Raw genomic sequence first — 25,937 nt, 5'->3', positions numbered from 1 at the left:
CCGGCCACGCTACCGGCCAGTACATTGGAGCGCCGCCGGTCACCCTGCCCGGCGACGGCCGGTCGACCTGGCCGTGACGAGAACGAGGAGTCAGCGTGCGTCAGGCCGTCATCGGGGGAGTCCTGCTCGCGGTCGGGGCGGTGTGCGTCCTGCTCGGGCTGCTGCCCCTGTCCGAGCTCGCCACCCTGGCCGACCGGGTCGTCCCGGTGCTGGCGTTCGTGCTCGGCCTGACGATCGTGTCCGAGCTCGCGGCCGACGCCGGCGTCTTCGACCGGCTCGCCGACCTGGCCGCCCGGGTCGGTGGCGGCCGCACCATCGGGCTCTGGGGCGCGGTCGTCGTGCTCGCCGTGGTCTGCACGGTGTTCCTGTCCATCGACACCACCGCGGTGCTGCTCACCCCGATCGTGATCACGCTCGCCCGCCGGGTGGGCCTGCCGCCGATGCCCTTCGCGCTGACCACCGTGTGGCTCGCGAACACGGCGTCGCTGCTGCTGCCCGTGTCGAACCTCACGAACCTGCTCGCGGTCGACAAGATCGGGCTCGACGGGCCGATCCCGTTCGCCGGCCTCATGGTGTGGGCGGCGCTCGCGGGCGTCGTCGTGCCGTGCGCCGTGCTCCTCGTCGTGTTCCGCGGCAAGCTGTTCGGCCGGTACACGCCGGTCGCGGTGCGCCGCCCGAGCGACCCGGTGTTCTTCTGGTCGGCGTCGGTCGTGCTCGTCGCCCTGGTCGTCGCGCTCACGGCCGGCGTCACGGTGTGGATCGCGGCCCTCGCCGCCGCGGCCGCCCTCGTCGTCGTCGCGGCGTTCCGCGCCCCCGCGGAGCTCCGTCCGTCCCGGGTGCCGTGGGCGACGCTCGTGTTCGCCGCCGGGCTGTTCGTCGTCGTCGAGACCCTGCACGCCACCGGGCTCACCGACCCGATCGTGCAGGCGCTCTCGGGCGGGACCGACACCGGGTCGCTCCTGCTGCTCGGCGGGGCCGGCGGGGTCGCGGCGAACGCGATCGACAACCTGCCCGCCTACCTCGTGCTCGAGCCGGCCGCCGGGCACGAGGCCCTGCGGTACGCGGCGCTCCTCGTCGGCGTGAACGCCGGGTGCCTCATCACGCCGTGGGCCTCGCTCGCGACGCTGCTCTGGCACGCGCGGCTGTCGAGCGAGGGCGTGCACCTGTCGTGGGGGCGCTACATGGCGCTCGGCTGCGTCGTCGCGCCCCTCACGGTCGTCGCGGGCGTGCTCGCCCTGCAGCTGTAGCCGCTCCCGCCCGGCCGCGGCGTCCGTCGCGGCGACGGACGCCGCCCCGGTGGTGGCGGCAGCTTCCGGCTAGAGCCAGTCCTTCGTCTTGAACACGCGGTAGAGCACGAGCGACGTCGCGACGATGAGCGACACCGAGGCCGCCAGCCCGCTCCAGTGCCCCTCGCCGGGGAACGACACGTTCTGCCCGAAGAAGCCCGTGATCGCGGTGGGGATCGCGATGATCGCCGCCCAGCTCGTGACCTTCTTCATGACCGTGTTCTGCCGGTTCGACGCCAGGTTGAGGTTCGTGTCGAGAACGCTCGACACCGAGTCGCGCAGCTGCTCGACCGAGTCGGCGATCGTCACCAGGTGGTCCTCGACGTCGCGGAAGTACGGGCGGATGCCGTCCGCGATCGACTGGGCGTCGCCGTGCAGCAACGAGGCGACGCTGTCCCGCGTGGGCACGACCTGCCGCCGGAGCACCCCGAGGGCCTTCCGGAGCCGGAACGAGCGGCGCTGGACCTGCTGCTCGCGCGGGTCGCCGTGCTCGAAGAGGTCGTCCTCGAGCGTCTCGATGCGCGCCTCGACGTCCTCGACGGTCGACGTCGCGTGGTCGACGACCGCGTCGAGCAGCCCCCAGACGAGCCACGGCACGCCGTGCTCGCACACGTCGACGTTCGCGTCGAGCCGGCGGTCGACCGCGCCGAGGTCGACGTCCGGGCCGTGCATCGTGACGAGGGCCCGCCGGGTGATGAACGCCTTCACCTCGTGCGTGACGAGGTCGCCCTGCGCGTCGAGCCCCTCGACGTCGTAGACGACCAGGAACAGGCTGTCCCGGTACCGGTCGAGCTTCGGACGCTGCCCGGGTTCGAGGGCGTCCTCGAGGGCCAGGGCGTGGATGCCGAGCTCCTCCTCCACGTGCCGCAGGTCGTCCGGACCCGGGTCGGTGTGGTCCACCCACACGAAGGTGTCGTCGTCCCGGCCCAGCAGGTCCGACACCTCGTCCACCGGGAAGTCCCGCTCCGCGGGCCTGCCGTTCCGCCACGCGCGTGTTGCGACCATGTCCGCGAGCCTAGCCAGCCGACCGGTGCGGTCCCGCCGGGGGACCGGCCGACCCCGCGCTGGTACCGTCGGCGGGGAACCCGGTGCACCGTCCGGGCGGAACGGAGACCCCACCACCCCATGGCAACACCCACCCACCAGGACCGGTACGCCTTCGTCGTCGCCTCGAACCGTCTGCCCGTCGACCGCGTGGTCGACGAGGACGGCAACGAGGGGTGGCGGCACTCCCCGGGCGGCCTCGTGACCGCCCTCGAGCCGGTGATGCGCGCCAACGACGGCGCCTGGGTGGGATGGGTCGGCCAGCCCGACGTCGAGGTCGCCCCGTTCGACAACGACGGCATCCACATCGTCCCGGTGCCGCTCAGCGCGAGCGAGGTCGAGGACTACTACGAGGGCTTCAGCAACGACACGCTCTGGCCGCTCTACCACGACGTCATCGAGCACCCGAGCTACCACCGCGACTGGTGGAACGCGTACAAGACCGTGAACGCCCGGTTCGCGGAGCAGATCGCGGCGATCGTCGAGCAGGACGGCATCGTCTGGGTGCAGGACTACCAGCTGCAGCTCGTGCCGGCCCTGCTGCGCGAACTCCGTCCCGACCTGACGATCGGCTTCTTCAACCACATCCCGTTCCCGCCGGTCGGCATCTACGCCCAGCTGCCGTGGCGGGCGCAGATCCTCGACGGTCTGCTCGGCGCCGACGTCATCGGCTTCCAGCGCCACGACGACGCGAGCGACTTCCTCCGCGCCGTGCGGCACATCAAGGGCTACACGACCAAGGGCTCGACCATCGACGTGCCGGTCGACGACCCGGATGCGCCCCGCAGCCGCAAGGGCATCACGGTCCGGCACGTCGAGGCGCGCCACTTCCCGATCTCGATCGACGCCGAGAGCTTCGAGGAGATCGCCCGTCGGCCCGAGGTCCAGGAGCGCGCCCGCGAGATCCGTGCCGGTCTCGGCAACCCGAAGACCGTGCTGCTCGGCGTCGACCGGCTCGACTACACCAAGGGCATCCGCCACCGCATCAAGGCCTTCGGTGAGCTCGTCGAGGACGGCCGCATCGCCGTCGAGGACGCCACCCTGGTGCAGGTCGCGAGCCCGAGCCGCGAGCGGGTGGACACGTACCGCACGCTGCGCGACGAGATCGAGCTGAGCGTCGGGCGGCTGAACGGCGACCTCGGCACGATCGGCCACCAGCCGATCTCGTACCTGCACCACGGGTACCCGCGCGAGGAGATGGTCGCCCTGTACCTCGCGGCCGACATCATGCTCGTCACCGCGCTGCGCGACGGCATGAACCTCGTCGCCAAGGAGTACGTCGCGAGCCGGTTCGACAACGACGGCGTGCTCATCCTGTCCGAGTTCGCCGGTGCTGCCGACGAGCTGAAGCAGGCGGTCATCATCAACCCGCACGACATCGGCGCCCTGAAGGACGCCATCCAGCGCGCGGTCGAGATGCCCCGCCGCGAGCGCTCGACGCGGATGCGCGCCCTCCGCAAGCGCGTCCGCGACAACGACGTGGCCCGCTGGTCGCGTTCGTTCCTCGAGGCCCTGGACCGGCACGCGCCCCGTTCCGCGCGCATCGACCCGTCGGGCGCCGAGCGCGAGGTGCACCGCGAGGCGCAGACCGACACGATGTCGATCTTCGACCAGGACGCGCAGACCGCGCGCGCCGCCGAGGACACCCGGGAGGCGCACGGTGCCTGAGCAGACCACCAGCGGTCAGCAGGCCGACGGCCAGCAGACCGACGGCAAGCAGTCGAGCGGCCCCTCCACCGACCCGTCCGCCCTGTCGTCGGCCCTCGGGACGCTCGCGGCCGCGCCGCGCCTCCTCGTCGCGCTCGACTTCGACGGCACCCTCGCACCGTTCGCCGACGACCCCGCCCAGGTCGGGGCGCTGCCCGGTTCGTGGGCGGCCGTGCTCACCCTGCAGCGCGCCCGGGACACCGAGGTCGTGCTCGTCTCGGGCCGCCCGCTCGAGGGGCTCGAACGCGTGTCGCACGCCCCGGAGGAGATGGCGCTCGTCGGCTCGCACGGCGTCGAGTGGCGGGTCGACGGCCACGCCGAGGCCGCGCTCACCGAGGACGAGCAGGCCCGGGTCGCCCGGGTCGGCGCCGCGCTCGACGCGGTGGGAGAGCGCTTCCCCGGGGTCGTCGTCGAGCACAAGCCCGCCGGCCACGGCGTGCACACCCGGCGCGTGGGGGCCGACGTCGCGGCCGAGGCGAACGCCGCCGCGAGCCGCGCGGCGCACGAGGCCGACCCGGACGTGCTCGAGCGCGGCGGCAAGGACATCGTCGAGTTCGCCGTGCGGCACGTCACGAAGGGCGACGCGATCGAGCGGCTCCGCGAGCTCCGTGGCGCCGACGCCGTGTTCTTCGCGGGCGACGACGTGACCGACGAGGACGCCTTCCGGGTGCTCCGCGACGGCGACGTCGGCGTCAAGGTGGGGGAGGGCGACTCGGTCGCCGGCCACCGCGTGGCCGACCCGGCCGCGCTGACCGACGTCCTGAAGCAGCTCGCCCGCCTGCGCGCGACGCGCTGACGGCGGCGAGCCGCGCCTCCCGTCCGTGGGGTGTGGTGTCCCGCTGGTATCCCAAACGGTCCTAGACTCACTGCATGCCTGACATCGACGTGAAGCCGCGCAGCCGGGTCGTCACCGACGGGATCGAAGCGACCACCTCGCGTGGCATGCTCCGGGCCGTGGGGATGGGCGACGCCGACTGGGACAAGCCGCAGATCGGGATCGCGTCCTCCTGGAACGAGATCACCCCCTGCAACCTCTCCCTCGACCGCCTCGCCCAGGGCGCGAAGGAGGGCGTGCACTCCGGCGGCGGGTACCCGCTGCAGTTCGGCACCATCTCCGTCTCGGACGGCATCTCGATGGGCCACGAGGGCATGCACTTCTCGCTCGTCTCGCGCGAGGTCATCGCCGACAGCGTCGAGACGGTCGTCAACGCGGAGCGCCTGGACGGCACCGTCCTGCTCGCCGGCTGCGACAAGTCGCTCCCCGGGATGCTCATGGCCGCGGCGCGCCTCGACCTCGCGAGCGTCTTCCTCTACGCGGGCTCGGTCATGCCGGGCTACGTGAAGCAGGCCGACGGCTCGTTCAAGGAGGTCACGATCATCGACTCCTTCGAAGGCGTCGGTGCCTGCAAGGCCGGCACCATGAGCGAGGCCGAGCTCAAGGAGATCGAGTGCGCGATCGTCCCGGGCGAGGGCGCCTGCGGCGGGATGTACACCGCGAACACCATGGCGAGCGTGGCCGAGGCCCTCGGCATGTCGCTCCCGGGGTCGGCTGCCCCGCCGAGCGCCGACCGTCGCCGCGACTACTACGCGCGCCGCTCGGGCGAGGCCGTCGTGAACATGCTCCGCCTCGGTCTCACCGCCCGGCAGATCCTGACGAAGGAGGCGTTCGAGAACGCCATCGCTGTCGCCATGGCACTGGGAGGCTCGACCAACGTCGTGCTGCACCTCCTCGCGATCGCGCACGAGGCCGAGGTCGAGCTGTCCCTCGACGACTTCAACCGCATCGGCTCGAAGGTCCCGCACCTGGCCGACATGAAGCCGTTCGGCAAGTACGTCATGGTCGACGTCGACCGCAACGGCGGCATCCCCGTGATCATGAAGGCGCTGCTCGAGGCCGGCCTGCTGCACGGCGACGTGATGACCGTCACCGGCAAGACCCTCGCCGAGAACCTCGCCGAGATCGACCCGCCGGAGCTCGACGGCGAGGTGTTCCGCAAGATCGACAACCCGATCCACGCCACCGGTGGTCTGACCATCCTCAAGGGGTCGTTCGCGCCCGAGGGTGCCGTCGTGAAGACCGCGGGCTTCGATGCCTCGGTGTTCGAGGGACCCGCACGCGTGTTCGACCGCGAGCGTGCCGCGATGGACGCCCTGACGGAGGGCCGCATCCAGAAGGGCGACGTGGTGGTCATCCGCTACGAGGGCCCCAAGGGCGGCCCGGGCATGCGCGAGATGCTCGCGATCACCGCCGCCATCAAGGGCGCTGGGCTCGGCAAGGATGTACTACTGTTGACGGACGGACGATTCTCAGGCGGCACAACCGGCCTGTGCATCGGCCACATCGCACCGGAGGCCGTGGACGCAGGTCCAGTGGCGTTCGTGCGCGATGGCGACCGCATCCGTGTCGACATCGCGGCTCGCTCGCTCGACCTACTGGTCGACGACGCCGAGCTGGAGGCCCGCCGAGCAGGCTGGGCCCCGCTGCCCCCGCGCTACACCCGCGGAGTCCTCGCGAAGTTCGCGAAGCTCGTCCAGTCCGCCGCCAAGGGCGCGGTCACGGGCTAGCGTCGACACGTTCGAACCGCCATCCCTCCAGGCAAGGACCACCTCATGCCCACGGAAGCAACACCGTTGTCCGCGGCCGCCGGCACCCGCCGGTCGCCCGAGACCCTGACCGGTTCGGGAGCCGTCCTCCGGACGCTCGAGCACCTCGGGATCACCGACGTCTTCGGCCTGCCCGGCGGCGCGATCATCCCGTTCTACGACGAGCTCATGGCGTCGACCACGATCCGGCACATCCTCGTCCGGCACGAGCAGGGCGCCGGCCACGCGGCCGAGGGCTACGCGTCGGCGTCCGGCAAGGTCGGCGTCGCCATCGCCACCTCCGGTCCCGGGGCGACGAACCTCGTCACCGCGATCGCCGACGCCTACATGGACTCGGTGCCGTTCATCGCGATCACCGGGCAGGTGTTCTCGACCCTGATGGGCACGGACGCCTTCCAGGAGGCCGACATCGTGGGCATCACGATGCCGATCACGAAGCACTCGTTCCTCGTGACCGACCCCGCCGACATCCCGGCGACCCTGGCCGCCGCGCACCAGATCGCGACGACCGGACGCCCGGGCCCGGTGCTCGTCGACATCACGAAGGACGCGCAGCAGAAGTCCGCGCCGTACGTCTGGCCGCCCAAGGTCGACCTGCCCGGGTACCGCCCGGTCACGAAGGCGCACGGCAAGCAGATCACGGCGGCCGCCCAGCTCCTCGCCGCGGCCGAACGCCCGGTGCTGTACGTCGGCGGCGGTGTGATCCGCTCCGGTGCGACCGCCGAGCTGCTGCGCTTCGCCGAGGCGACGAACACCCCCGTGGTGACGACGCTGATGGCCCGCGGGGCGTTCCCTGACTCGCACCCGCAGCACCTCGGCATGCCCGGCATGCACGGCACCGTGCCCGCGGTGCTCGGCCTGCAGGACAGCGACCTGCTCATCGCCCTCGGCGCCCGCTTCGACGACCGCGTCACCGGCAAGGCGGACGAGTTCGCGCCGGACGCCAAGGTCGTGCACGTCGACATCGACCCGGCGGAGATCTCGAAGATCCGGTTCGCCGACGTCCCGATCGTCGGCGACGCCCGCGAGGTCCTCGTCGACCTGCTCGAGGCCTGGAACGAGGTCGCCGCGGACCGTGCCGACACGAGCGCGTGGTGGGCGAAGCTCGACCGGCTCAAGCAGGACTTCCCGCTCGGCTACGTCGAGCCGACCGACGGGCTGCTCGCCCCGCAGGCGATCATCCGTCGCATCGGCGAGCTGACCGGACCCGAGGCCGTGTACGCCTCGGGCGTCGGGCAGCACCAGATGTGGTCCGCGCAGTTCATCAAGTACGAGCGGCCGAACGCGTGGCTCAACTCGGGCGGCGCGGGCACGATGGGCTACTCCGTCCCGGCGGCGATGGGTGCGAAGGTCGCCCAACCCGACCGCGTGGTGTGGGCGATCGACGGCGACGGCTGCTTCCAGATGACGAACCAGGAGCTCGCGACCTGCGTCATCAACGACATCCCGATCAAGGTCGCGATCATCAACAACTCGTCGCTCGGCATGGTGCGGCAGTGGCAGACGCTGTTCTACGACGGCCGCCACTCGTTCACCGACCTCGAGACCGGCCACCAGTCGCGCCGGGTCCCGGACTTCGTGAAGCTCGCCGACGCCTACGGTGCGCTCGGCATCCGCGTCGAGTCGGCCGACCAGGTCGACGACGCGATCAGGCTGGCGCTCGAGACGAACGACCGCCCGGTCGTCATCGACTTCGTCGTCAGCCGCGACTCGATGGTGTGGCCGATGGTCCCGCAGGGCGTCGGCAACTCCTCGATCCAGTACGCCCGCGACCACGCGCCCAGCTGGGACGTCGAGGACGCCGACATGACCGGAGACCCCGCATGAGCCACGTCCTCTCCCTGCTCGTCGAGGACAAGCCGGGTCTGCTGACGCGCGTCGCCGGACTGTTCGCCCGCCGCGGCTTCAACATCGAGTCGCTCGCGGTGGGCAACACCGAGGTCGCCGGCCTGAGCCGCATCACGGTGGTCGTCGACGTGGAGGACCTCCCGCTCGAACAGGTGACGAAGCAGCTCAACAAGCTCGTCAACGTCATCAAGATCGTGGAGCTCGACTACTCCCAGTCGGTGCAGCGCGAGCACATGCTCGTCAAGGTCCGCGTCGACAACCAGACGCGGTCCGCCGTGCTCGAGGCCGTCTCGCTCTTCCGCGCGCAGGTCGTCGACGTGGCGACCGACTCGCTCGTGGTCGAGGTGACGGGCGACCCCGGCAAGATCCAGGCGATCCTGCGGGTGCTCGAGCCCTACGGCATCAAGGAACTCGCCCGGGCGGGCCTGCTCGGCATGGGCCGCGGCCCGAAGAGCATCACCGACCGCGTGCGCTGAGCGCGCTCCCCGACACCCGGACGGGAGGCGCGGCCCGCCCCCGGCAGGCCGCCGACGGTCCGCCGGACCACCGGCACCGATCCGCCTCCCGCCCTCCAGACCACCAGAACCAAGGAGACACACCCTCGTGACTGACATCGTGTACGACGCCGACGCCGACCTGACGCTCATCCAGGGCAAGAAGGTCGCCGTCATCGGCTACGGCTCGCAGGGCCACGCCCACGCCCTCAACCTCCGCGACTCGGGCGTCGAGGTCAAGATCGGCCTCAAGGAGGGCTCGAAGAGCCGCCAGAAGGCCGAGGAGGCCGGCTTCGAGGTGCAGACCCCGGCCGAGGTCACGAAGTGGGCGGACGTCGTCGTCATCCTCGCTCCGGACCAGGTCCAGCGCATCGTCTACCGCGAGGACATCGAGCCCAACCTGAAGCCGGGCGCCACGCTCGTCTTCGGCCACGGCTTCAACATCCGCTACGGCTACATCGAGGCGCCCGAGGGCGTCGACGTGTCGCTCGTCGCGCCGAAGGGCCCTGGTCACACCGTGCGCCGCGAGTACGAGGCCGGCCGTGGCGTCCCCGTGATCGTCGCGGTGGAGGTCGACGCGTCCGGTTCCGCCTGGGACCTCGCGTGGTCGTACTCCAAGGCCATCGGCGGTCTCCGCGCCGGCGGCATCAAGACGACCTTCACCGAGGAGACCGAGACCGACCTGTTCGGCGAGCAGGCCGTCCTGTGCGGTGGCACCTCGCAGCTCATCCAGTACGGCTTCGAGACCCTGACCGAGGCGGGCTACCAGCCGCAGATCGCGTACTTCGAGGTCCTGCACGAGCTCAAGCTCATCGTCGACCTCATCTGGGAGGGTGGCCTCACCAAGCAGCGCTGGTCGATCTCCGACACGGCCGAGTTCGGTGACTACGTCTCCGGCCCGCGCGTGATCTCGCCCGAGGTCAAGGAGAACATGAAGGCCGTCCTCGCGGACATCCAGGACGGCACCTTCGCGAAGCGCTTCATCGCCGACCAGGACGCCGGTGCGCCGGAGTTCACCGCGCTGCGCGAGAAGGGCGAGAACCACCCGATCGAGGCGACGGGTCGCGAGCTGCGGTCGCTGTTCGCCTGGAAGTCGGCCGACGCCGACTACGTGGACGGCTCGGCCGCGCGGTAGTCTGCGGAGACCACTCGACGACGAGGCGGCGGTGCGATCGCACCGCCGCCTCGCGATGTGACCCGAACCCCATGCACCAGTACGCACCCAGTCCCAGCGCCCGCGACCGGCGTCCCTCCGGTGAACCCGGACGAGCCGCGACCCGCCCCGTCGGTGGAGCCGGACGACCGTCCGCACGCCGCTCCGCACCCACCCAGTCGCCGTCCGCGGTCATGACGAGGAGTGGTCACGACCGGGTGCTCCGACGTGCGAGGATCGTCGGATGGCGGTGACGAAGCGAGCGGTCCACATCGGCGCCGGCAAGATCGGGCGGGGATTCGTGGGCCAGTTCCTGGTCGCGAGCGGCTACGAGCTCACCTTCGTCGACGTCGACGACCGCGTCGTGCGGGCCCTCGAGGAGTCCCGGCGCTTCGTCGTCCACGAGGTCGGCGAGATGCCCGTCGAGCACCTCGTGCACGGCTTCCACGCGCTGAGCAGCAAGACCGACCGTGAGCGCGTCGTGCAGGCCATCGCCCACGCCGACGTCGTCACCACCGCGGTCGGAGCGCGCACGCTGCCGCTCGTCGCGCCGATCATCGCCGAGGGCCTGGCCGCCCGTCCGGCCGACCTCGGCGAGGTGACGGTCGTGGCGTGCGAGAACGCGTTCAACGCCACCGACTCGCTGCACGCGAGCATCCGCCGCGCCCCGATCCTCGAGGACCGGGACGTCGCAGCGGTCTTCGCGAACTGCGCGATCGACCGCATCGTGCCGGACCAGTCCGGGGTGCTCGGCCAGTCCGGCGGCCTCGACGTCGTCCTCGAGCCCTTCTACGAGTGGGTCATCGAGCGCACGCCGTTCGCCGAGTCCTCCGTCGACCACCCGGTGATCGACGGCGTGACCTGGGTCGACGACCTGCAGCCCTTCGTCGAGCGCAAGCTCTACACGGTCAACACCGCCCACGCGACCGCGGCCTACCACGGCTTCGTGCGCGGGATCCGCCTCATCCGCGAGGCACTCGAGGACCGCGAGGTCCGCGCGGAGGTCGACGGCGTCCTCGCCGAGACCACCGCGCTGCTCATCGCGAAGCACGGCTTCGACCCGGCGGACCACGCCCGGTACGTCGCGGCGAACCTGTCCCGCATCGCGAACCCGCACCTGCCGGACACCACGGCGCGCGTCGGACGGAACCCGCTGCGCAAGCTCGGCCGTCGCGAGCGCTTCGTCGGCCCCGCGTCGCAGCTCGCCGAGCGCGGCCTGCCCGTCGACCACCTGCTCGGCGCCGTGCGGGTCGCCCTCGCGTTCGACGACGAGGCCGACCCCGAGTCGATCGAGCTGCACGCCCTGCTGCGCTCCGGTGCGACCGCGCACGCGCTCACCGAGATCCTCACGGGCCTGGTCGAGAGCCACCCGCTGTTCCCGGCCGTGCGCGAGGTCGTCGCCGAGGTGCTCGAGACCCAGCCCGCCGACGTCTGACGGCCGGTCCCACCCCGCACCGGTACGCGGTGCCGCGGGTGTCCGTCGCTCGGCCGTGACGCCCTCGGTTCGGCGTCCGGTGTCCACGGCTCGTAGGATCGGACCATGACGACGGCAGCATCCCCGCCCGACGGCTCGGTCGACCACGACGACGACGCCGCCCTCAGCTGGGGTGACGCCGACGACGCGACCCACGTCGACGCGGCCCACAACCCGGTCGCCGTCGCCGACCGCGGCGCCCGTGACCCGGAGACCCCCGAGACGTCCGGCTCCCTCGTCGGGTTCGGTGTCTTCGGCGGTCTCTACCTGCTCTACACCGTGGCGTGGCTGCTCACGGCGTCGACCGCGTACGTCGCCGACGTCGACACCGTGCTGACGGTGTTCGTCGACGTGCTGCGCTTCCTGTCGATCGTCGCCCCCGCGCTCTGGTTCACGGTCGTGCTCTGGGCAGCACGCGGACGTCGCACCCGCACGCGCCTGCTGTGGATGCTCCTCGGTGCCGCGGTGCTGTTCCCGTGGCCGTTCCTCATGACGCGGAGCTTCGGGTGACCGCCGCCACGCCGACGACCCGCCGCAGCCCGGCCCCGCTGGCCGGTCGGCTCGTCGTGTGGATCGTGTTCGGCGCGCTGTTCGCCTACATGACGGTGCAGAGCGTCGGCAACCTGCTGACGGTGTCGCAGTCGGTCCGCGCCTTCAACGCCTTCCTCGGTTCGACGTCCGGGGGTGACTCGCTCGCGCGGAGCACGCCCTGGGTCTGGCTGGTGCTCGACATCCTCATCGCGCCCCTCGCGTTCGCGGTCGCGCTGTGGATCACGCGGCGCACGCGCCTCGCCGTGACCGTCGGGGTGTTCCTGCTCGCGTTCGCCGCAGCCGGCGCGCTCTGGTTGGACCTGCAGCTCTTCGTGCCGCGCCTGCTCGACTTCTGACGCGGTCGCGCGGCCCCGTCGCGTCACCGGCCCGGCGGTGCGCCCCGCGCCCGGGTGGGGGACCGGCGGACGGGAGGCGCGGTGCGGGCCCGCACCGCGCCTCCCGTCCGAACGCGGTCGCGACCACCGCGTCGGACCGGTCGTCGACCGTGGTCGCGACCACCGCGTCGGACCGGTCGTCGACCGTGGTCGCGACCACCGCGTCGGACCGGTCGTAACGACCGGTCGCGCGTCAGTACGATGGTCGGACACCGCCCGTCTCGTGTGAGGAACTGCAGCTGTGCCGAAGCCGGTCGTCCTGATCGCCGAAGAACTCTCGCCCGCCACCGTCGACGCCCTCGGGCCCGACTTCGAGATCCGGGAGGTGGACGGCACCGACCGCCCGGCGCTCCTGGAGGCCCTCGCCGACGCGCACGCCGTGCTCGTCCGGTCCGCCACGAAGATCGACGCCGAGGCCATCGCCGCGGCGCCGCAGCTCAAGGTCGTCGCCCGTGCCGGCGTCGGCCTCGACAACGTCGACATCAAGGCCGCGACCACGGCCGGTGTGATGGTCGTCAACGCACCGACGTCGAACATCATCTCCGCCGCCGAGCTCACGGTCGGTCACATCCTGTCGCTCGCCCGGCACATCCCGGCGGCGCACGCGTCCCTCGCGGCCGGTGCGTGGAAGCGGTCGTCGTACACCGGCGTCGAGCTCTACGAGAAGACCGTCGGGATCATCGGCCTCGGCCGCATCGGCGCGCTGATCACCCAGCGGCTGCAGGCGTTCGGCGTCTCGGTCATCGCCTACGACCCCTACGTGACGTCGGCCCGCGCGCAGCAGCTCGGGGTCGAGCTCGTGTCGCTCCAGGACCTCCTGCGTCGCGCGGACTTCACCACCATCCACATGCCGAAGACGCCCGAGACGGTCGGCATGATCTCGGACGAGCAGTTCGCGCTCATGAAGCCGACGGCCTTCGTCGTCAACGTCGCCCGCGGCGGCCTGATCGACGAGGACGCGCTGCACCGTGCGCTCACGTCGGGCACGATCGCCGGCGCCGGGCTCGACGTCTTCGTCTCCGAGCCGCCGAAGGACTCGCCGCTCCTCGCGCTGCCGAACGTCGTGGTCACCCCGCACCTGGGTGCGTCGACCGACGAGGCCCAGGAGAAGGCGGGCGTCTCGGTCGCGAAGTCGGTCCGGCTCGCACTCGGCGGCGAGCTCGTCCCCGACGCGGTCAACGTCGCCGGCGGCGTCATCGACCCGTATGTCCGTCCCGGCATCCCGTTGATGGAGAAGCTCGGCCAGGTCTTCACGGGCCTCGCGACCTCGCCCGTCACGAGCATCGACGTCGAGGTGCACGGCGAGCTGGCGCAGTACGACGTCAGCGTGCTGAAGCTCGCGGCGCTCAAGGGCGTCTTCACCGACGTCGTCAGCGACCAGGTCTCGTACGTCAACGCCCCGCTCATCGCGGAGCAGCGCGGCGTCACCGTCCGGCTCATCACCGACGCCGACAGCCCCGAGTACCGCAACCTGCTCACGATCCGCGGCGCACAGTCCGACGGGCCCGCGATCAGCGTCTCGGGCACGCTCACCGGTCCGAAGCAGGTCGAGAAGCTCGTCGAGGTCAACGGGCACGACGTCGAGGTCGCCCTCGAGGCGCACCACGTGGTGATGGTCTACACGGACCGTCCGGGCATCGTCGCCGTGTACGGCAAGGAGTTCGGCGAGGCCGGCATCAACATCGCGGCCATGCAGATCGCCCGTCGCGAGGCCGGCGGCCAGGCGCTCAGCGTCCTGACCGTCGACTCGCCCGTGCCCGCCGAGATCCTCGAGCACGTGCGGTCCGCGATCGACGCGACCTCGCTCCGCGAGATCGACATCACCCTCTAGGGGAGCGGCAGACGTGACGACGACGGTGAAGCTCGCGGTCATCCGCGGGGACGGCATCGGCCCCGAGGTGGTCGACGAGGCGCTCAAGGTGCTGCACGCGGTCCTGCCCGACGACCTCGTGGTCGAGGAGACCGCGTTCTCGCTCGGTGCGACGCGGTACCTCGAGACGGGCGACGTCCTGACCGACGAGGACATGGCCGCCGTCGCGTCGCACGACGCGATCCTGCTCGGTGCGGTCGGCGGGGACCCGCGGGACCCGCGGCTCGCCGGCGGGATCATCGAGCGTGGCCTGCTGCTGAAGCTGCGGTTCGCGTTCGACCACTACGTGAACCTCCGCCCGACCCGGGTGTACGACAGCGTGTCGACGCCGCTCGCCGACCCCGGCGCGGTCGACTTCGTCGTGGTCCGCGAGGGCACCGAGGGGCCGTACGTCGGCAACGGCGGCGCGATCCGCGTGGGTACCCCGCACGAGATCGCCACCGAGGTCTCGCTCAACACCGCACACGGTGTCGAGCGGGTGGTCCGGCACGCGTTCGCCCTGGCCGCCCGGCGTGCCCGGAAGCACCTGACGCTCGTGCACAAGACGAACGTGCTCGTGCACGCCGGAGCACTCTGGCAGCGCCTCGTGGCCGAGGTCGGTGCGGAGTACCCGGACGTCACGGTCGACTACCAGCACATCGACGCCGTCACGATCCACATGGTCCAGGACCCGGGACGGTTCGACGTGATCGTCACCGACAACCTGTTCGGCGACATCATCACCGACCTGGCCGGCGCGATCAGCGGCGGCATCGGGCTCGCGGCGTCCGGGAACGTCAACCCGGACGGCACCTTCCCGAGCATGTTCGAGCCCGTGCACGGCTCCGCACCCGACATCGCCGGGCAGCAGAAGGCCGACCCGACGGCCGCGATCCTCTCGGTCGCACTGCTGCTCGAGCACCTCGGCCGGGCCGACCTGGCCGCCACCGTGACGCAGGCGGTCGAGGCCGACCTCGCGAGCCGGGGCACCGCACCGCGACGCACGGCGGAGGTCGGCGACGCGATCGCCGCCGCCGTCCGCACCACCACCGACCGACAGGAGTCCCGCCGATGACCAGCGACACGAGCACCGACGGCGGGACGACCGAGTCCTTCGGCCCCGAGTTCGCCGACGTCCCGTCGTCCGCGCGCCGCGCCGCGGCCGAGCGCGAGGAGATCCTCGCCGACCCGGGCTTCGGCAAGCACTTCACCGACCACATGGCCACCGTGCAGTGGACCCTCGAGGACGGCTGGCACGACGCGTCGATCCACCCGTACGGTCCGCTGTCCCTCGACCCGAGCGCGAGCGTGCTGCACTACGCGCAGGAGATCTTCGAGGGCATGAAGGCGTACCGCCACGCGGACGGCTCCGTCTGGTCCTTCCGCCCCGAGGCGAACGCCCACCGGTTCGCTCGGTCGGCCCGGCGGCTGGCGCTGCCCGAGCTGCCCGTCGAGACCTTCGTCGAGTCGATCCGTCGGCTCGTGCAGGCCGACGTCGACTGGGTGCCCTCGGCGCCCGAGACGAGCCTGTACCTGCGGCCGTTCATGATCGCGACCGAGGCGTTCCTCGGCGTCCGCGCGGCGCACGCGGTCGCCTACCACTGCATCGCGAGCCCGGCCGGCGCGTACTTCACCTCCGGGCCGAAGCCGGTGTCGATCTGGCTGTCGACGCAGTACGCCCGTGCGGCACGGGGCGGTACCGGTGCCGCGAAGACCGGTGGCAACTACGCGGCCTCGCTGCTGCCGCAGCAGGAGGCGTACGAGCAGGGCTGCCAGCAGGTGATGTTCCTCGACTCCGAGGAAGGCGTCTGGCTCGAGGAACTCGGCGGCATGAACGTCGTGCTCGTCAAGGCCGACGGGACCCTGGTCACGCCGGACTCGGCGTCGATCCTCGAGGGGATCACCCGCGACTCGATCCTGCAGCTCGCGGAGGACCGCGGCCTCCGGGTCGAGCGTCGCCGGGTGTCGCTCGACGAGTGGCGCGACGGGGTCGCCGACGGGTCGATCACCGAGGCGTTCGCGTGCGGCACCGCGGCGGTCGTCACCCCGATCGCCGAACTGCGCGGCGAGGGCTTCACGATCGGCTCGCCCACGGTCGGCGCCGGGGAGCTCACCATGTCCCTGCGCGAGGAGCTGACCGACATCCAGTACGGCCGTCGTCCCGACCCGCACGGGTGGATGACGCAGCTGACGGACCCGGCCTGAGCCGGGGATCGGTAGGGTCGAACGGTGAAGATCGCACGGTTCAGCAGCACGGGTGAAGACCCGCGGTACGGCATCCTCGACGAGCGCCACCTGGTCGTCCTCGCGGGGGACCCGATGTACCAGGGGTTCGAGACGACGGGGGAGCGGGTCGCGCTCGCGGACGCGAAGCTCCTCGCGCCGGTGATCCCCCGGTCGAAGGTCATCGGCGTCGGGCTCAACTACAGCGAGCACGCGTCGGAGATGGACGAGCGTGCCGGTGACGACCCGGTGGTGTTCCTCAAGCCGAACACCGCCGTCATCGGTCCGGACGACCCGATCCGCCTGCCCGCCGACGTCGGCCGGGTCGACCACGAGGGCGAGCTCGCCATCGTGATCGGGTCCCTCGCCAAGAACGTGCGGCGTGAGGACTTCGCGAGCGTCGTCCTCGGCTACACGATCGCGAACGACGTGACCGCCCGCGACCTGCAGGCACGCGACGGCCAGTGGACCCGGGCCAAGGGCTTCGACACCTTCTGCCCGCTCGGTCCGGTCATCGAGACCGAGATCGACCCGTCGGACATCCGCCTCGAGACCCGTGTCGACGGCGAGCTCCGGCAGGCCGCGTCGACGAGCGAGATGGTGCACGACATCCCGTCGCTCGTCGAGTTCGTCTCGTCGATCTGGACGCTCCTGCCCGGCGACGTCATCCTGACCGGGACCCCGGCCGGGGTCGGGCAGATCCGCGACGGTCAGGTGGTCGAGGTCCTCATCGAGGGCATCGGCTCCCTGAAGAACCCGGTCATCGCACGGCACTGAGCCCGTCGGACACCACACGGCCCGTTCCCCTCGCGCGGGGGAGCGGGCCGTCGTGCATCCCGGCTGGACCCGCCCGTGCGGGGCCATCGCAGACCGCCGGCCAGGGCGACACGCCCGGGATGCGAGCGCTGTTGGCGGTGCCCCGGAGTCCTGCGTAGAGTCATCACTCGTTGCCGCTGAGGCGGAGAACGGAACGGCCGAGACGGTCACCGGGTCATCGATCCGGAGATGCAGTCCGGACGGGGTCCCGCTCGGCAACGAGCCTCATCTGGTCACCACGTCAGTGGTGGTCCCGAGGTTCATAGACACAAGCCCCTCTGGCGGAATCCGGTTCGACCGGGTCGAGCGGTGGGTGCGTCTGGTCCTTGAGAACTCAACAGCGTGCACATTGTCAATGCCAATTTATTGACCCCGTGCCTGGCTGGCCTTTTGGTTGGTCGGGTCGGAGACAATTCCTTTTGGATTGAAGATTGTCCAGTGGACAGTCGACAGTCAGTTTCAACTCGCTGACACTTCGGTGTTGGTTGTAATTTTTTTACGGAGAGTTTGATCCTGGCTCAGGACGAACGCTGGCGGCGTGCTTAACACATGCAAGTCGAACGATGATCAGGAGCTTGCTTCTGTGATTAGTGGCGAACGGGTGAGTAACACGTGAGTAACCTGCCCCTGACTCTGGGATAAGCGTTGGAAACGACGTCTAATACTGGATAGGACTACTGGCCGCATGGTCTGGTGGTGGAAAGATTTTTTGGTTGGGGATGGACTCGCGGCCTATCAGCTTGTTGGTGAGGTAATGGCTCACCAAGGCGACGACGGGTAGCCGGCCTGAGAGGGTGACCGGCCACACTGGGACTGAGACACGGCCCAGACTCCTACGGGAGGCAGCAGTGGGGAATATTGCACAATGGGCGAAAGCCTGATGCAGCAACGCCGCGTGAGGGATGACGGCCTTCGGGTTGTAAACCTCTTTTAGTAGGGAAGAAGCGAAAGTGACGGTACCTGCAGAAAAAGCACCGGCTAACTACGTGCCAGCAGCCGCGGTAATACGTAGGGTGCAAGCGTTGTCCGGAATTATTGGGCGTAAAGAGCTCGTAGGCGGTTTGTCGCGTCTGCTGTGAAATCCCGAGGCTCAACCTCGGGCTTGCAGTGGGTACGGGCAGACTAGAGTGCGGTAGGGGAGATTGGAATTCCTGGTGTAGCGGTGGAATGCGCAGATATCAGGAGGAACACCGATGGCGAAGGCAGATCTCTGGGCCGTAACTGACGCTGAGGAGCGAAAGCATGGGGAGCGAACAGGATTAGATACCCTGGTAGTCCATGCCGTAAACGTTGGGCGCTAGATGTAGGGACCTTTCCACGGTTTCTGTGTCGTAGCTAACGCATTAAGCGCCCCGCCTGGGGAGTACGGCCGCAAGGCTAAAACTCAAAGGAATTGACGGGGGCCCGCACAAGCGGCGGAGCATGCGGATTAATTCGATGCAACGCGAAGAACCTTACCAAGGCTTGACATACACCGGAAACGGCCAGAGATGGTCGCCCCCTTGTGGTCGGTGTACAGGTGGTGCATGGTTGTCGTCAGCTCGTGTCGTGAGATGTTGGGTTAAGTCCCGCAACGAGCGCAACCCTCGTTCTATGTTGCCAGCGCGTTATGGCGGGGACTCATAGGAGACTGCCGGGGTCAACTCGGAGGAAGGTGGGGATGACGTCAAATCATCATGCCCCTTATGTCTTGGGCTTCACGCATGCTACAATGGCCGGTACAAAGGGCTGCGATACCGTAAGGTGGAGCGAATCCCAAAAAGCCGGTCTCAGTTCGGATTGAGGTCTGCAACTCGACCTCATGAAGTCGGAGTCGCTAGTAATCGCAGATCAGCAACGCTGCGGTGAATACGTTCCCGGGCCTTGTACACACCGCCCGTCAAGTCATGAAAGTCGGTAACACCCGAAGCCGGTGGCCTAACCCTTGTGGAAGGAGCCGTCGAAGGTGGGATCGGTGATTAGGACTAAGTCGTAACAAGGTAGCCGTACCGGAAGGTGCGGCTGGATCACCTCCTTTCTAAGGAGCATCTGGCTCGTCTCGTGTCTGCAGATGCAGGTGTGGGGTGGGTCCAGGCGCCCGGTTCGGACCGAACGTGTCCGACGGGTAGCTCATGGGTGGAACATTGACAGTGCAGGTGGGAGTCATGCTCTCGGCGTCAGTACATCGATCGTTCGCGGTTGGTTGGAAGGGGTCGGGGTGTGGTGAGCATCTGGTGCACGTTGTTGGGTCCTGAGGGACCAGGCTTCCCGGCCCGTTGTGGTTGGGGGTTGAGCCGTCTGGTGCTGCCCTGTGTGGGTGGTGCTGGGGACGCGGTTCTTCGAGTGGGCCATGTGATGCCGGCGCGGTTGCGTTGGTGGAGGATGGTGCCGATCGTATGTTGAGAACTACACAGTGGACGCGAGCATCTTTAGATTCGCGTCATCGCATGATCACCGGCTTCGGTTGGTGGTTGTGGTTGGCGTTGGATCGCAATTTTAATCTTTGTGGTCAAGTTTCTAAGAGCAAACGGTGGATGCCTTGGCATCTGGAGCCGAAGAAGGACGTAGAAATCTGCGATAAGCCTCGGGGAGCTGATAATCGAGCTGTGAGCCGAGGATTTCCGAATGGGGAAACCCCGCCAGGCGCTTTTGTGACCTGGTGACTCCCGCCTGAATATATAGGGCGGGTAGAGGGAACGTGGGGAAGTGAAACATCTCAGTACCCACAGGAAGAGAAAACAACATGTGATTCCGTGAGTAGTGGCGAGCGAAAGCGGATGAGGCTAAACCGATCATGTGTGATAGCCGGCGGGCGTTGCATGGTCGGGGTTGTGGGACACGTCACTCAGTTCTGCCGGACTGGGGCGGTTACAGCGCATCATAGTCGAACCGGTTTGAAAGCCGGGCCGTAGTGGGTGCCAGCCCCGTAGACGAAATGGTGTTATGGCCGGATGTGTATCCCAAGTAGCACGGGGCCCGAGAAATCCCGTGTGAATCTGTCAGGACCACCTGATAAGCCTAAATACTCCCAGATGACCGATAGCGGACAAGTACCGTGAGGGAAAGGTGAAAAGTACCCCGGGAGGGGAGTGAAATAGTACCTGAAACCGTTTGCTTACAAACCGTCGGAGCCTCCTTAGTAGGGGTGACGGCGTGCCTTTTGAAGAATGAGCCTGCGAGTTAGTGATATGTGGCGAGGTTAACCCGTGTGGGGCAGCCGTAGCGAAAGCGAGTCTGAATAGGGCGGTTCAGTCGCATGTCCTAGACCCGAAGCGAAGTGATCTATCCATGGCCAGGTTGAAGCGACGGTAAGACGTCGTGGAGGACCGAACCCACTTCAGTTGAAAATGGAGGGGATGAGCTGTGGATAGGGGTGAAAGGCCAATCAAACTTCGTGATAGCTGGTTCTCTCCGAAATGCATTTAGGTGCAGCGTTGCGTGTTTCTCGCCGGAGGTAGAGCTACTGGATGGCCGATGGGCCTCAACAGGTTACTGACGTCAGCCAAACTCCGAATGCCGGTGAGTGAGAGCGCAGCAGTGAGACGGTGGGGGATAAGCTTCATCGTCGAGAGGGAAACAACCCAGACTACCAACTAAGGCCCCTAAGCGTGTGCTAAGTGGGAAAGGATGTGGAGTTGCACAGACAACCAGGAGGTTGGCTTAGAAGCAGCCACCCTTGAAAGAGTGCGTAATAGCTCACTGGTCAAGTGATTCCGCGCCGACAATGTAACGGGGCTCAAGCACACCGCCGAAGTTGTAGATTTCGCACACAGACAAGCCTTCGTGGTTCAGTCGTGCGGAGTGGTAGGAGAGCGTCGTGTGGCGAGTGAAGCGGCGGAGTAATCCAGCCGTGGACGCCACACGAGTGAGAATGCAGGCATGAGTAGCGAAAGACGGGTGAGAAACCCGTCCTCCGAAAGACCAAGGGTTCCAGGGCCAGGTTAATCCGCCCTGGGTAAGTCGGGACCTAAGGCGAGGCCGACAGGCGTAGTCGATGGACAACGGGTTGATATTCCCGTACCGGCGAACAACCGCCCAAGCTAATCCAGTGGTGCTAAGAGTCCTAACCCGGTTCGTCGGATCCCTTCGGGGTGATGGTGTCCGGTCTAACGCTCGACCCCATGCTGGTGCGGCTAGCGTATGAACAGGTGTGACGCAGGAAGGTAGCTGAGCCAGGCGATGGTATCCGTAAGGTGAACCTGGTGTAAGGATGTAGGGCTGACGATAGGCAAATCCGTCGTCTGTACGCCTGAGATCCGACGCGTACCCGTAAGGGGAAATCAGTGATCCTATGCTGCCGAGAAAAGCATCGACGCGAGGTTGCAGCCGCCCGTACCCGAAACCGACTCAGGTGGTCAGGTAGAGAATACCAAGGAGATCGAGATAATCGTGGTTAAGGAACTCGGCAAAATGCCCCCGTAACTTCGGGAGAAGGGGGGCCGGACACGTGACCGGACTTGCTCCGTGAGCGTTGAAGGCCGCAGAGACCAGTGGGAAGCGACTGTTTACTAAAAACACAGGTCCGTGCGAAGTCGCAAGACGATGTATACGGACTGACGCCTGCCCGGTGCTGGAAGGTTAAGAGGAAGGGTTAGCCCTCGGGCGAAGCTCTGAATTTAAGCCCCAGTAAACGGCGGTGGTAACTATAACCATCCTAAGGTAGCGAAATTCCTTGTCGGGTAAGTTCCGACCTGCACGAATGGCGTAACGACTTCCCAGCTGTCTCAACCGCGAACTCGGCGAAATTGCACTACGAGTAAAGATGCTCGTTACGCGCAGCAGGACGGAAAGACCCCGTGACCTTTACTACAGTTTGGTATTGGTGTTCGGAGTGGCTTGTGTAGGATAGGTGGGAGACTGTGAAGCGGGCACGCTAGTGTTCGTGGAGTCATTGTTGAAATACCACTCTGGTCACTTTGGATGTCTAACGTAGGACCCTGATCGGGTTCATGGACAGTGCCTGATGGGTAGTTTAACTGGGGCGGTTGCCTCCCAAAGAGTAACGGAGGCGCCCAAAGGTTCCCTCAACCTGGTTGGCAATCAGGTGGCGAGTGTAAGTGCACAAGGGAGCTTGACTGTGAGACTGACAGGTCGAGCAGGGACGAAAGTCGGGACTAGTGATCCGGCAGTGGCTTGTGGAAGCGCTGTCGCTCAACGGATAAAAGGTACCTCGGGGATAACAGGCTGATCTTGCCCAAGAGTCCATATCGACGGCATGGTTTGGCACCTCGATGTCGGCTCGTCGCATCCTGGGGCTGGAGTAGGTCCCAAGGGTTGGGCTGTTCGCCCATTAAAGCGGTACGCGAGCTGGGTTTAGAACGTCGTGAGACAGTTCGGTCCCTATCCGCTGCGCGCGTTGGAAATTTGAGAAGATCTATCCCTAGTACGAGAGGACCGGGATGGACGAACCTCTGGTGTGTCAGTTGTTCTGCCAAGGGCACCGCTGATTAGCTACGTTCGGACCGGATAACCGCTGAAAGCATCTAAGCGGGAAGCCGTCTTCGAGATGAGATTTCCATGCACCTTGAGTGTGAGAGGCTCCCAGCAGACTACTGGGTTGATAGGCCGGATGTGGAAGCGGGGACTAACGACCCGTGGAGCTGACCGGTACTAATAAGCCGAAGACTTGACAACACAATTATTTCCCTACCCTTGTGGTGGGGGCTCGCGTCCACTTTGTGGTTCCCGACAGACGATCGGGAATCAAACTGAATACTTCAGCTGAACCAGCATGAAGGAACAGTGTTTGATCCGTTTCGGGTCGACAGTGTTCCGGTGGTCATAGCGAGAGGGAAACGCCCGGTCACATTCCGAACCCGGAAGCTAAGCCTCTCAGCGCCGATGGTACTGCAAGGGGGACCTTGTGGGAGAGTAGGACGCCGCCGGACTCATCTTCACGTACGACCAGGGAACCCCTGACCATTCATGGTCAGGGGTTTTCTGCATTCCCGGGGCGATCTCGGTCCGCGCACCGAGCTGTGGAGAACCGTCGTGGGGCTCGGTGGCCCCGGTAGGATCGAGGGCGTCATGACTGCGCCATTCACCACTGCCACCGGCTCCGACGTCCGAGTCCGCTTCTGCCCGAGCCCGACCGGGACCCCGCACGTGGGGCTCATCCGGACGGCGCTCTTCAACTGGGCGTACGCACGCCACACCGGCGGCAAGCTCGTCTTCCGCATCGAGGACACCGACGCCGCGCGCGACAGCGAGGAGTCGTACCAGCAGATCCTCGACGCGCTCCGGTGGCTGCGGCTGGACTGGGACGAGGGTGTCGAGGCGGGCGGCCCGCACGGTCCGTACCGGCAGTCCGAGCGGTCGGACGTCTACGACGAGGTGATCGCGACGCTGCGGGCCTCGGGGCACGTGTACGAGTCGTACGTCACGCCGGAGGAGATGGAGGCGCGGAACATCGCGGCCGGCCGTGACCCGAAGCAGGGCTACGACAACCACGAGCGTGACCTGACCGATGCCGAGCGCCAGGCGTTCCGCGACGAGGGCCGGAGCCCTGCGCTGCGCCTCCGGGTGCCGGACCGCGACCTGAGCTTCGACGACCTCGTGCGCGGCGAGATCACGTTCAAGCAGGGGACCTTCCCCGACTTCGTGGTCGTCCGGCCCAACGGCAAGCCGCTGTACACCTTCACGAACCCGGTCGACGACGCCCTGATGGGGATCACGCACGTGCTCCGCGGTGAGGACCTGCTGTCGTCGACACCACGGCAGATCGCGCTGTACGAGGCGCTCGTCGAGGTCGGCATCACCTCGTTCGTCCCGCTGTTCGGGCACCTGCCGTACGTGATGGGCGAGGGCAACAAGAAGCTCTCGAAGCGCGACCCGGAGTCGAACCTGTTCCACCACCGCGCCGCCGGCATGGTGCCCGAGGGGCTCCTCAACTACCTGGCGCTGCTCGGCTGGTCGATCGGGCCCGACCGCGACGTGTTCTCGTCCGACGAGATGGTCGCCGCGTTCGACGTCCGGGACGTCAACCCGAACCCCGCCCGGTTCGACCACAAGAAGGCCGAGGCGATCAACGGGGACCACATCCGGATGCTCGGTGCCGAGGACTTCCGCGCGCGTCTCCTGCCGTACCTGACGGACCTGGTGTCCGACCCGCCCACGGCCGAGCAGGAGCGCGTGCTCGAGGCGGCGGCCCCGCTCGTGCAGGAGCGCATGCAGCTGCTGGGGGAGGCCCCCGGGCTGCTCGGCTTCCTGTTCACCGACGACGACGCGCTCGTGGTCGACGAGGACGCGCTCGCGAGCCTCAAGGGCGACTCGTCGGCCGTGCTCGAGGCCGGCATCGCTGCGCTCGAGCCGCTCGACGACTGGACGACCCCGGCGATCGAGGGAGCGCTCCGCGCCGCACTGATCGACGGGATGGGGCTCAAGCCCCGTGTCGCCTTCGGGCCGCTGCGCGTCGCCGTCTCCGGTCGTCGGATCAGCCCGCCGCTCTTCGAGTCGATGGAGATCCTGGGCAAGGGCTCCGTCCTCGCGCGCCTGCGCAGCCTCGCGGCACGGTGACCCGACGGTGACGACCCCGGGCCAGGACGGTCGGCGACCCGACGAGGCCGCTCCGGACGCCGTGCGCACGGCCGACGTCGCGGTGATCGGCGCCGGGCCGGCCGGGTTGAGCGCCGCGCTCAACCTCGTGCGTGCGCGCCGCACCGTGCTGCTCGTCGACGCGAACCGGCCCCGGAACGCAGCGACCCTGCTGTCGCACGGGTTCATCACCCGCGACGGCATCTCGCCGCTCGAGCTCCGACGCCTCGGCAGGACCGAGGTCGAGGGGTACCCGGAGGCGACCGTCGTGCAGTCGGTGGTGGACAGCGTGCGACCCGACGGCGACGGCTGGGCCGTCCACGGGACCTGGCGCGGCACCGAGCTCGACGCCGGGGTCCGGGCGGTGGTCGTGGCGACGGGGCTCCGTGAGGAGTTCCCGGCGCTCCCGTCCCTCCGCGCGTTCTACGGCACCTCGGTGCACAGCTGCGTCGAGTGCGACGGCTACGAGGAGGCGGGGGAGCCCCTCGCCCTCGTGTGCGAGACACCGGACGTGGTGGACCGGGCGCTGCTCCTGGCCTCGTGGAGCGACGACCTCGTCGTGTACACGAACGGTGTGGCGCCGCTCGACGACCGCGGTCGTGCGCGGCTCGCGGCGGCCGGCGTCCGGGTGGACGAACGTCCCGTGGCCGACCTCGAGGGCGGTCGGGACGGGCTCACGGGCGTCCGGCTCGCCGACGGCTCGGTCACCGCGCACACGGGTGCGTTCGTGCGGCCGGTCTGGCACGCGGACCTCGACTGGCTCGAGGCCCCGGTGTCGCGCGACCAGGACGGGCTCGTGGTCGTCGACCGGCTCGGCCGGACCGGGGTCCCCGGCCTGTACGCGGTCGGCGACGTGACGCCGCCGGGGCCGGAGCAGCTCATCGTCGCGGCCGGTCACGGTGCCTCGACGGCGGCTGCGGTGCACCGAGATCTCGTCGGTGGTCTCGAGGACCTCCGGGATGCTGTACAGTAGTTGATCGTGCCCCGGACAACGGGGAACG

The 25,937-nt window shown here is 68.2% G+C and carries 17 protein-coding genes and 3 rRNA genes; 19 read left to right on the top strand and 1 reads right to left on the bottom strand.

What is annotated here, in order from left to right:
* The first annotated feature begins 95 nt into the window (after nucleotides 1-95).
* Nucleotides 96-1,247 carry an SLC13 family permease gene (locus QOL15_RS10475; protein WP_065963329.1) on the top strand — a complete coding sequence of 384 codons (1,152 nt, stop codon included), beginning with the start codon at nucleotides 96-98 and terminating at the stop codon, nucleotides 1,245-1,247.
* Nucleotides 1,248-1,316: 69 nt separating this feature from the next.
* On the opposite strand, the gene QOL15_RS10470 is transcribed toward QOL15_RS10475, so the two are convergent.
* The gene (locus QOL15_RS10470) at nucleotides 1,317-2,291 is read right to left on the bottom strand and encodes a magnesium transporter CorA family protein (protein ID WP_065963330.1); all 975 of its coding nucleotides are present in this window, start codon (nucleotides 2,289-2,291) and stop codon (nucleotides 1,317-1,319) included.
* A 120-nt stretch (nucleotides 2,292-2,411) separates the two neighbouring features.
* Here QOL15_RS10470 and otsA point away from each other — a divergent pair, with 120 nt between their 5' ends.
* The 18 genes from otsA (at nucleotide 2,412) to QOL15_RS10380 (ending at nucleotide 25,909) form a co-directional block, all read left to right on the top strand.
* Nucleotides 2,412-3,998: an alpha,alpha-trehalose-phosphate synthase (UDP-forming) gene (gene otsA, locus QOL15_RS10465; RefSeq protein WP_065963332.1), complete on the top strand. Its 1,587-nt coding sequence runs from the start codon at nucleotides 2,412-2,414 to the stop codon at nucleotides 3,996-3,998.
* Complete coding sequence (gene otsB, locus QOL15_RS10460) at nucleotides 3,991-4,833, top strand: trehalose-phosphatase (protein ID WP_083393967.1); 843 nt, start codon at nucleotides 3,991-3,993, stop codon at nucleotides 4,831-4,833. The genes otsA and otsB overlap by 8 nt, the downstream gene beginning before the upstream one ends.
* A 74-nt stretch (nucleotides 4,834-4,907) precedes the next feature.
* The gene (gene ilvD / locus QOL15_RS10455; RefSeq protein WP_071247021.1) at nucleotides 4,908-6,602 is read left to right on the top strand and encodes a dihydroxy-acid dehydratase; all 1,695 of its coding nucleotides are present in this window, start codon (nucleotides 4,908-4,910) and stop codon (nucleotides 6,600-6,602) included.
* 45 nt (nucleotides 6,603-6,647) lie between these two features.
* Entirely contained in the window at nucleotides 6,648-8,468 is a 1,821-nt protein-coding gene (locus QOL15_RS10450; RefSeq protein WP_065963338.1) for an acetolactate synthase large subunit, read from the top strand.
* Nucleotides 8,465-8,965 (top strand): acetolactate synthase small subunit, encoded by a 501-nt coding sequence (ilvN, locus tag QOL15_RS10445; protein ID WP_065963342.1) that lies wholly within the window; start codon nucleotides 8,465-8,467, stop codon nucleotides 8,963-8,965. The genes QOL15_RS10450 and ilvN overlap by 4 nt, the downstream gene beginning before the upstream one ends.
* A 127-nt stretch (nucleotides 8,966-9,092) precedes the next feature.
* Nucleotides 9,093-10,118 carry a ketol-acid reductoisomerase gene (gene ilvC, locus QOL15_RS10440; protein ID WP_065963344.1) on the top strand — a complete coding sequence of 342 codons (1,026 nt, stop codon included), beginning with the start codon at nucleotides 9,093-9,095 and terminating at the stop codon, nucleotides 10,116-10,118.
* 262 nt (nucleotides 10,119-10,380) lie between these two features.
* Nucleotides 10,381-11,571 (top strand): mannitol-1-phosphate 5-dehydrogenase, encoded by a 1,191-nt coding sequence (locus QOL15_RS10435; RefSeq protein ID WP_065963346.1) that lies wholly within the window; start codon nucleotides 10,381-10,383, stop codon nucleotides 11,569-11,571.
* A gap of 105 nt (nucleotides 11,572-11,676) precedes the next feature.
* Nucleotides 11,677-12,120, top strand: a complete 444-nt coding sequence (locus QOL15_RS10430) for a hypothetical protein (protein WP_065963349.1) — start codon at nucleotides 11,677-11,679, stop codon at nucleotides 12,118-12,120.
* Complete coding sequence (locus QOL15_RS10425) at nucleotides 12,117-12,497, top strand: hypothetical protein (protein WP_065963354.1); 381 nt, start codon at nucleotides 12,117-12,119, stop codon at nucleotides 12,495-12,497. The genes QOL15_RS10430 and QOL15_RS10425 overlap by 4 nt, the downstream gene beginning before the upstream one ends.
* A gap of 280 nt (nucleotides 12,498-12,777) precedes the next feature.
* Nucleotides 12,778-14,367, top strand: coding sequence for a phosphoglycerate dehydrogenase (gene serA / locus QOL15_RS10420; protein ID WP_071247023.1), 1,590 nt, complete (start codon nucleotides 12,778-12,780; stop codon nucleotides 14,365-14,367).
* Nucleotides 14,368-14,380: 13 nt separating this feature from the next.
* On the top strand, nucleotides 14,381-15,460 hold the full coding sequence (locus QOL15_RS10415; RefSeq protein ID WP_065963358.1) for a 3-isopropylmalate dehydrogenase: 1,080 nt from the start codon (nucleotides 14,381-14,383) through the stop codon (nucleotides 15,458-15,460).
* Nucleotides 15,457-16,590, top strand: coding sequence for a branched-chain amino acid aminotransferase (locus QOL15_RS10410; RefSeq protein WP_065963360.1), 1,134 nt, complete (start codon nucleotides 15,457-15,459; stop codon nucleotides 16,588-16,590). The genes QOL15_RS10415 and QOL15_RS10410 overlap by 4 nt, the downstream gene beginning before the upstream one ends.
* Before the next feature lie 24 nt (nucleotides 16,591-16,614).
* Nucleotides 16,615-17,385: a fumarylacetoacetate hydrolase family protein gene (locus QOL15_RS10405; RefSeq protein ID WP_065963362.1), complete on the top strand. Its 771-nt coding sequence runs from the start codon at nucleotides 16,615-16,617 to the stop codon at nucleotides 17,383-17,385.
* Nucleotides 17,386-17,919: 534 nt separating this feature from the next.
* Nucleotides 17,920-19,441 (top strand): 16S ribosomal RNA (locus tag QOL15_RS10400).
* 469 nt (nucleotides 19,442-19,910) lie between these two features.
* A 23S ribosomal RNA gene (locus tag QOL15_RS10395) occupies nucleotides 19,911-23,037 on the top strand.
* 137 nt (nucleotides 23,038-23,174) lie between these two features.
* A 5S ribosomal RNA gene (gene rrf, locus QOL15_RS10390) occupies nucleotides 23,175-23,291 on the top strand.
* The 16S, 23S and 5S rRNA genes sit together here, the layout of an rRNA operon.
* A 139-nt stretch (nucleotides 23,292-23,430) precedes the next feature.
* Complete coding sequence (gltX, locus tag QOL15_RS10385) at nucleotides 23,431-24,918, top strand: glutamate--tRNA ligase (RefSeq protein WP_065964695.1); 1,488 nt, start codon at nucleotides 23,431-23,433, stop codon at nucleotides 24,916-24,918.
* Between the two features lie 7 nt (nucleotides 24,919-24,925).
* Nucleotides 24,926-25,909: an NAD(P)/FAD-dependent oxidoreductase gene (locus QOL15_RS10380; RefSeq protein ID WP_065964696.1), complete on the top strand. Its 984-nt coding sequence runs from the start codon at nucleotides 24,926-24,928 to the stop codon at nucleotides 25,907-25,909.
* The last annotated feature ends 28 nt before the right edge of the window (nucleotides 25,910-25,937 follow it).

This window comes from Curtobacterium sp. MCBA15_012 (assembly GCF_001864935.2).
Taxonomy (GTDB): domain Bacteria; phylum Actinomycetota; class Actinomycetes; order Actinomycetales; family Microbacteriaceae; genus Curtobacterium.
The sequence above is the reverse complement of the archived record's forward strand: the minus strand, read 5'-3'. Positions and strand labels throughout refer to the sequence as shown.

Excerpts from the sequence above, each read along its gene's own strand:
- QOL15_RS10435 (WP_065963346.1), top strand. The coding sequence starts at position 10,381 with ATGGCGGTGACGAAGCGAGCGGTCCACATCGGCGCCGGCAAGATCGGG.
- otsA (WP_065963332.1), top strand. The coding sequence starts at position 2,412 with ATGGCAACACCCACCCACCAGGACCGGTACGCCTTCGTCGTCGCCTCG.
- QOL15_RS10450 (WP_065963338.1), top strand. The coding sequence starts at position 6,648 with ATGCCCACGGAAGCAACACCGTTGTCCGCGGCCGCCGGCACCCGCCGG.
- gltX (WP_065964695.1), top strand. The coding sequence starts at position 23,431 with ATGACTGCGCCATTCACCACTGCCACCGGCTCCGACGTCCGAGTCCGC.
- ilvN (WP_065963342.1), top strand. The coding sequence starts at position 8,465 with ATGAGCCACGTCCTCTCCCTGCTCGTCGAGGACAAGCCGGGTCTGCTG.
- QOL15_RS10430 (WP_065963349.1), top strand. The coding sequence starts at position 11,677 with ATGACGACGGCAGCATCCCCGCCCGACGGCTCGGTCGACCACGACGAC.
- ilvD (WP_071247021.1), top strand. The coding sequence starts at position 4,908 with ATGCCTGACATCGACGTGAAGCCGCGCAGCCGGGTCGTCACCGACGGG.
- QOL15_RS10410 (WP_065963360.1), top strand. The coding sequence starts at position 15,457 with ATGACCAGCGACACGAGCACCGACGGCGGGACGACCGAGTCCTTCGGC.
- QOL15_RS10470 (WP_065963330.1), bottom strand. The coding sequence starts at position 2,291 with ATGGTCGCAACACGCGCGTGGCGGAACGGCAGGCCCGCGGAGCGGGAC.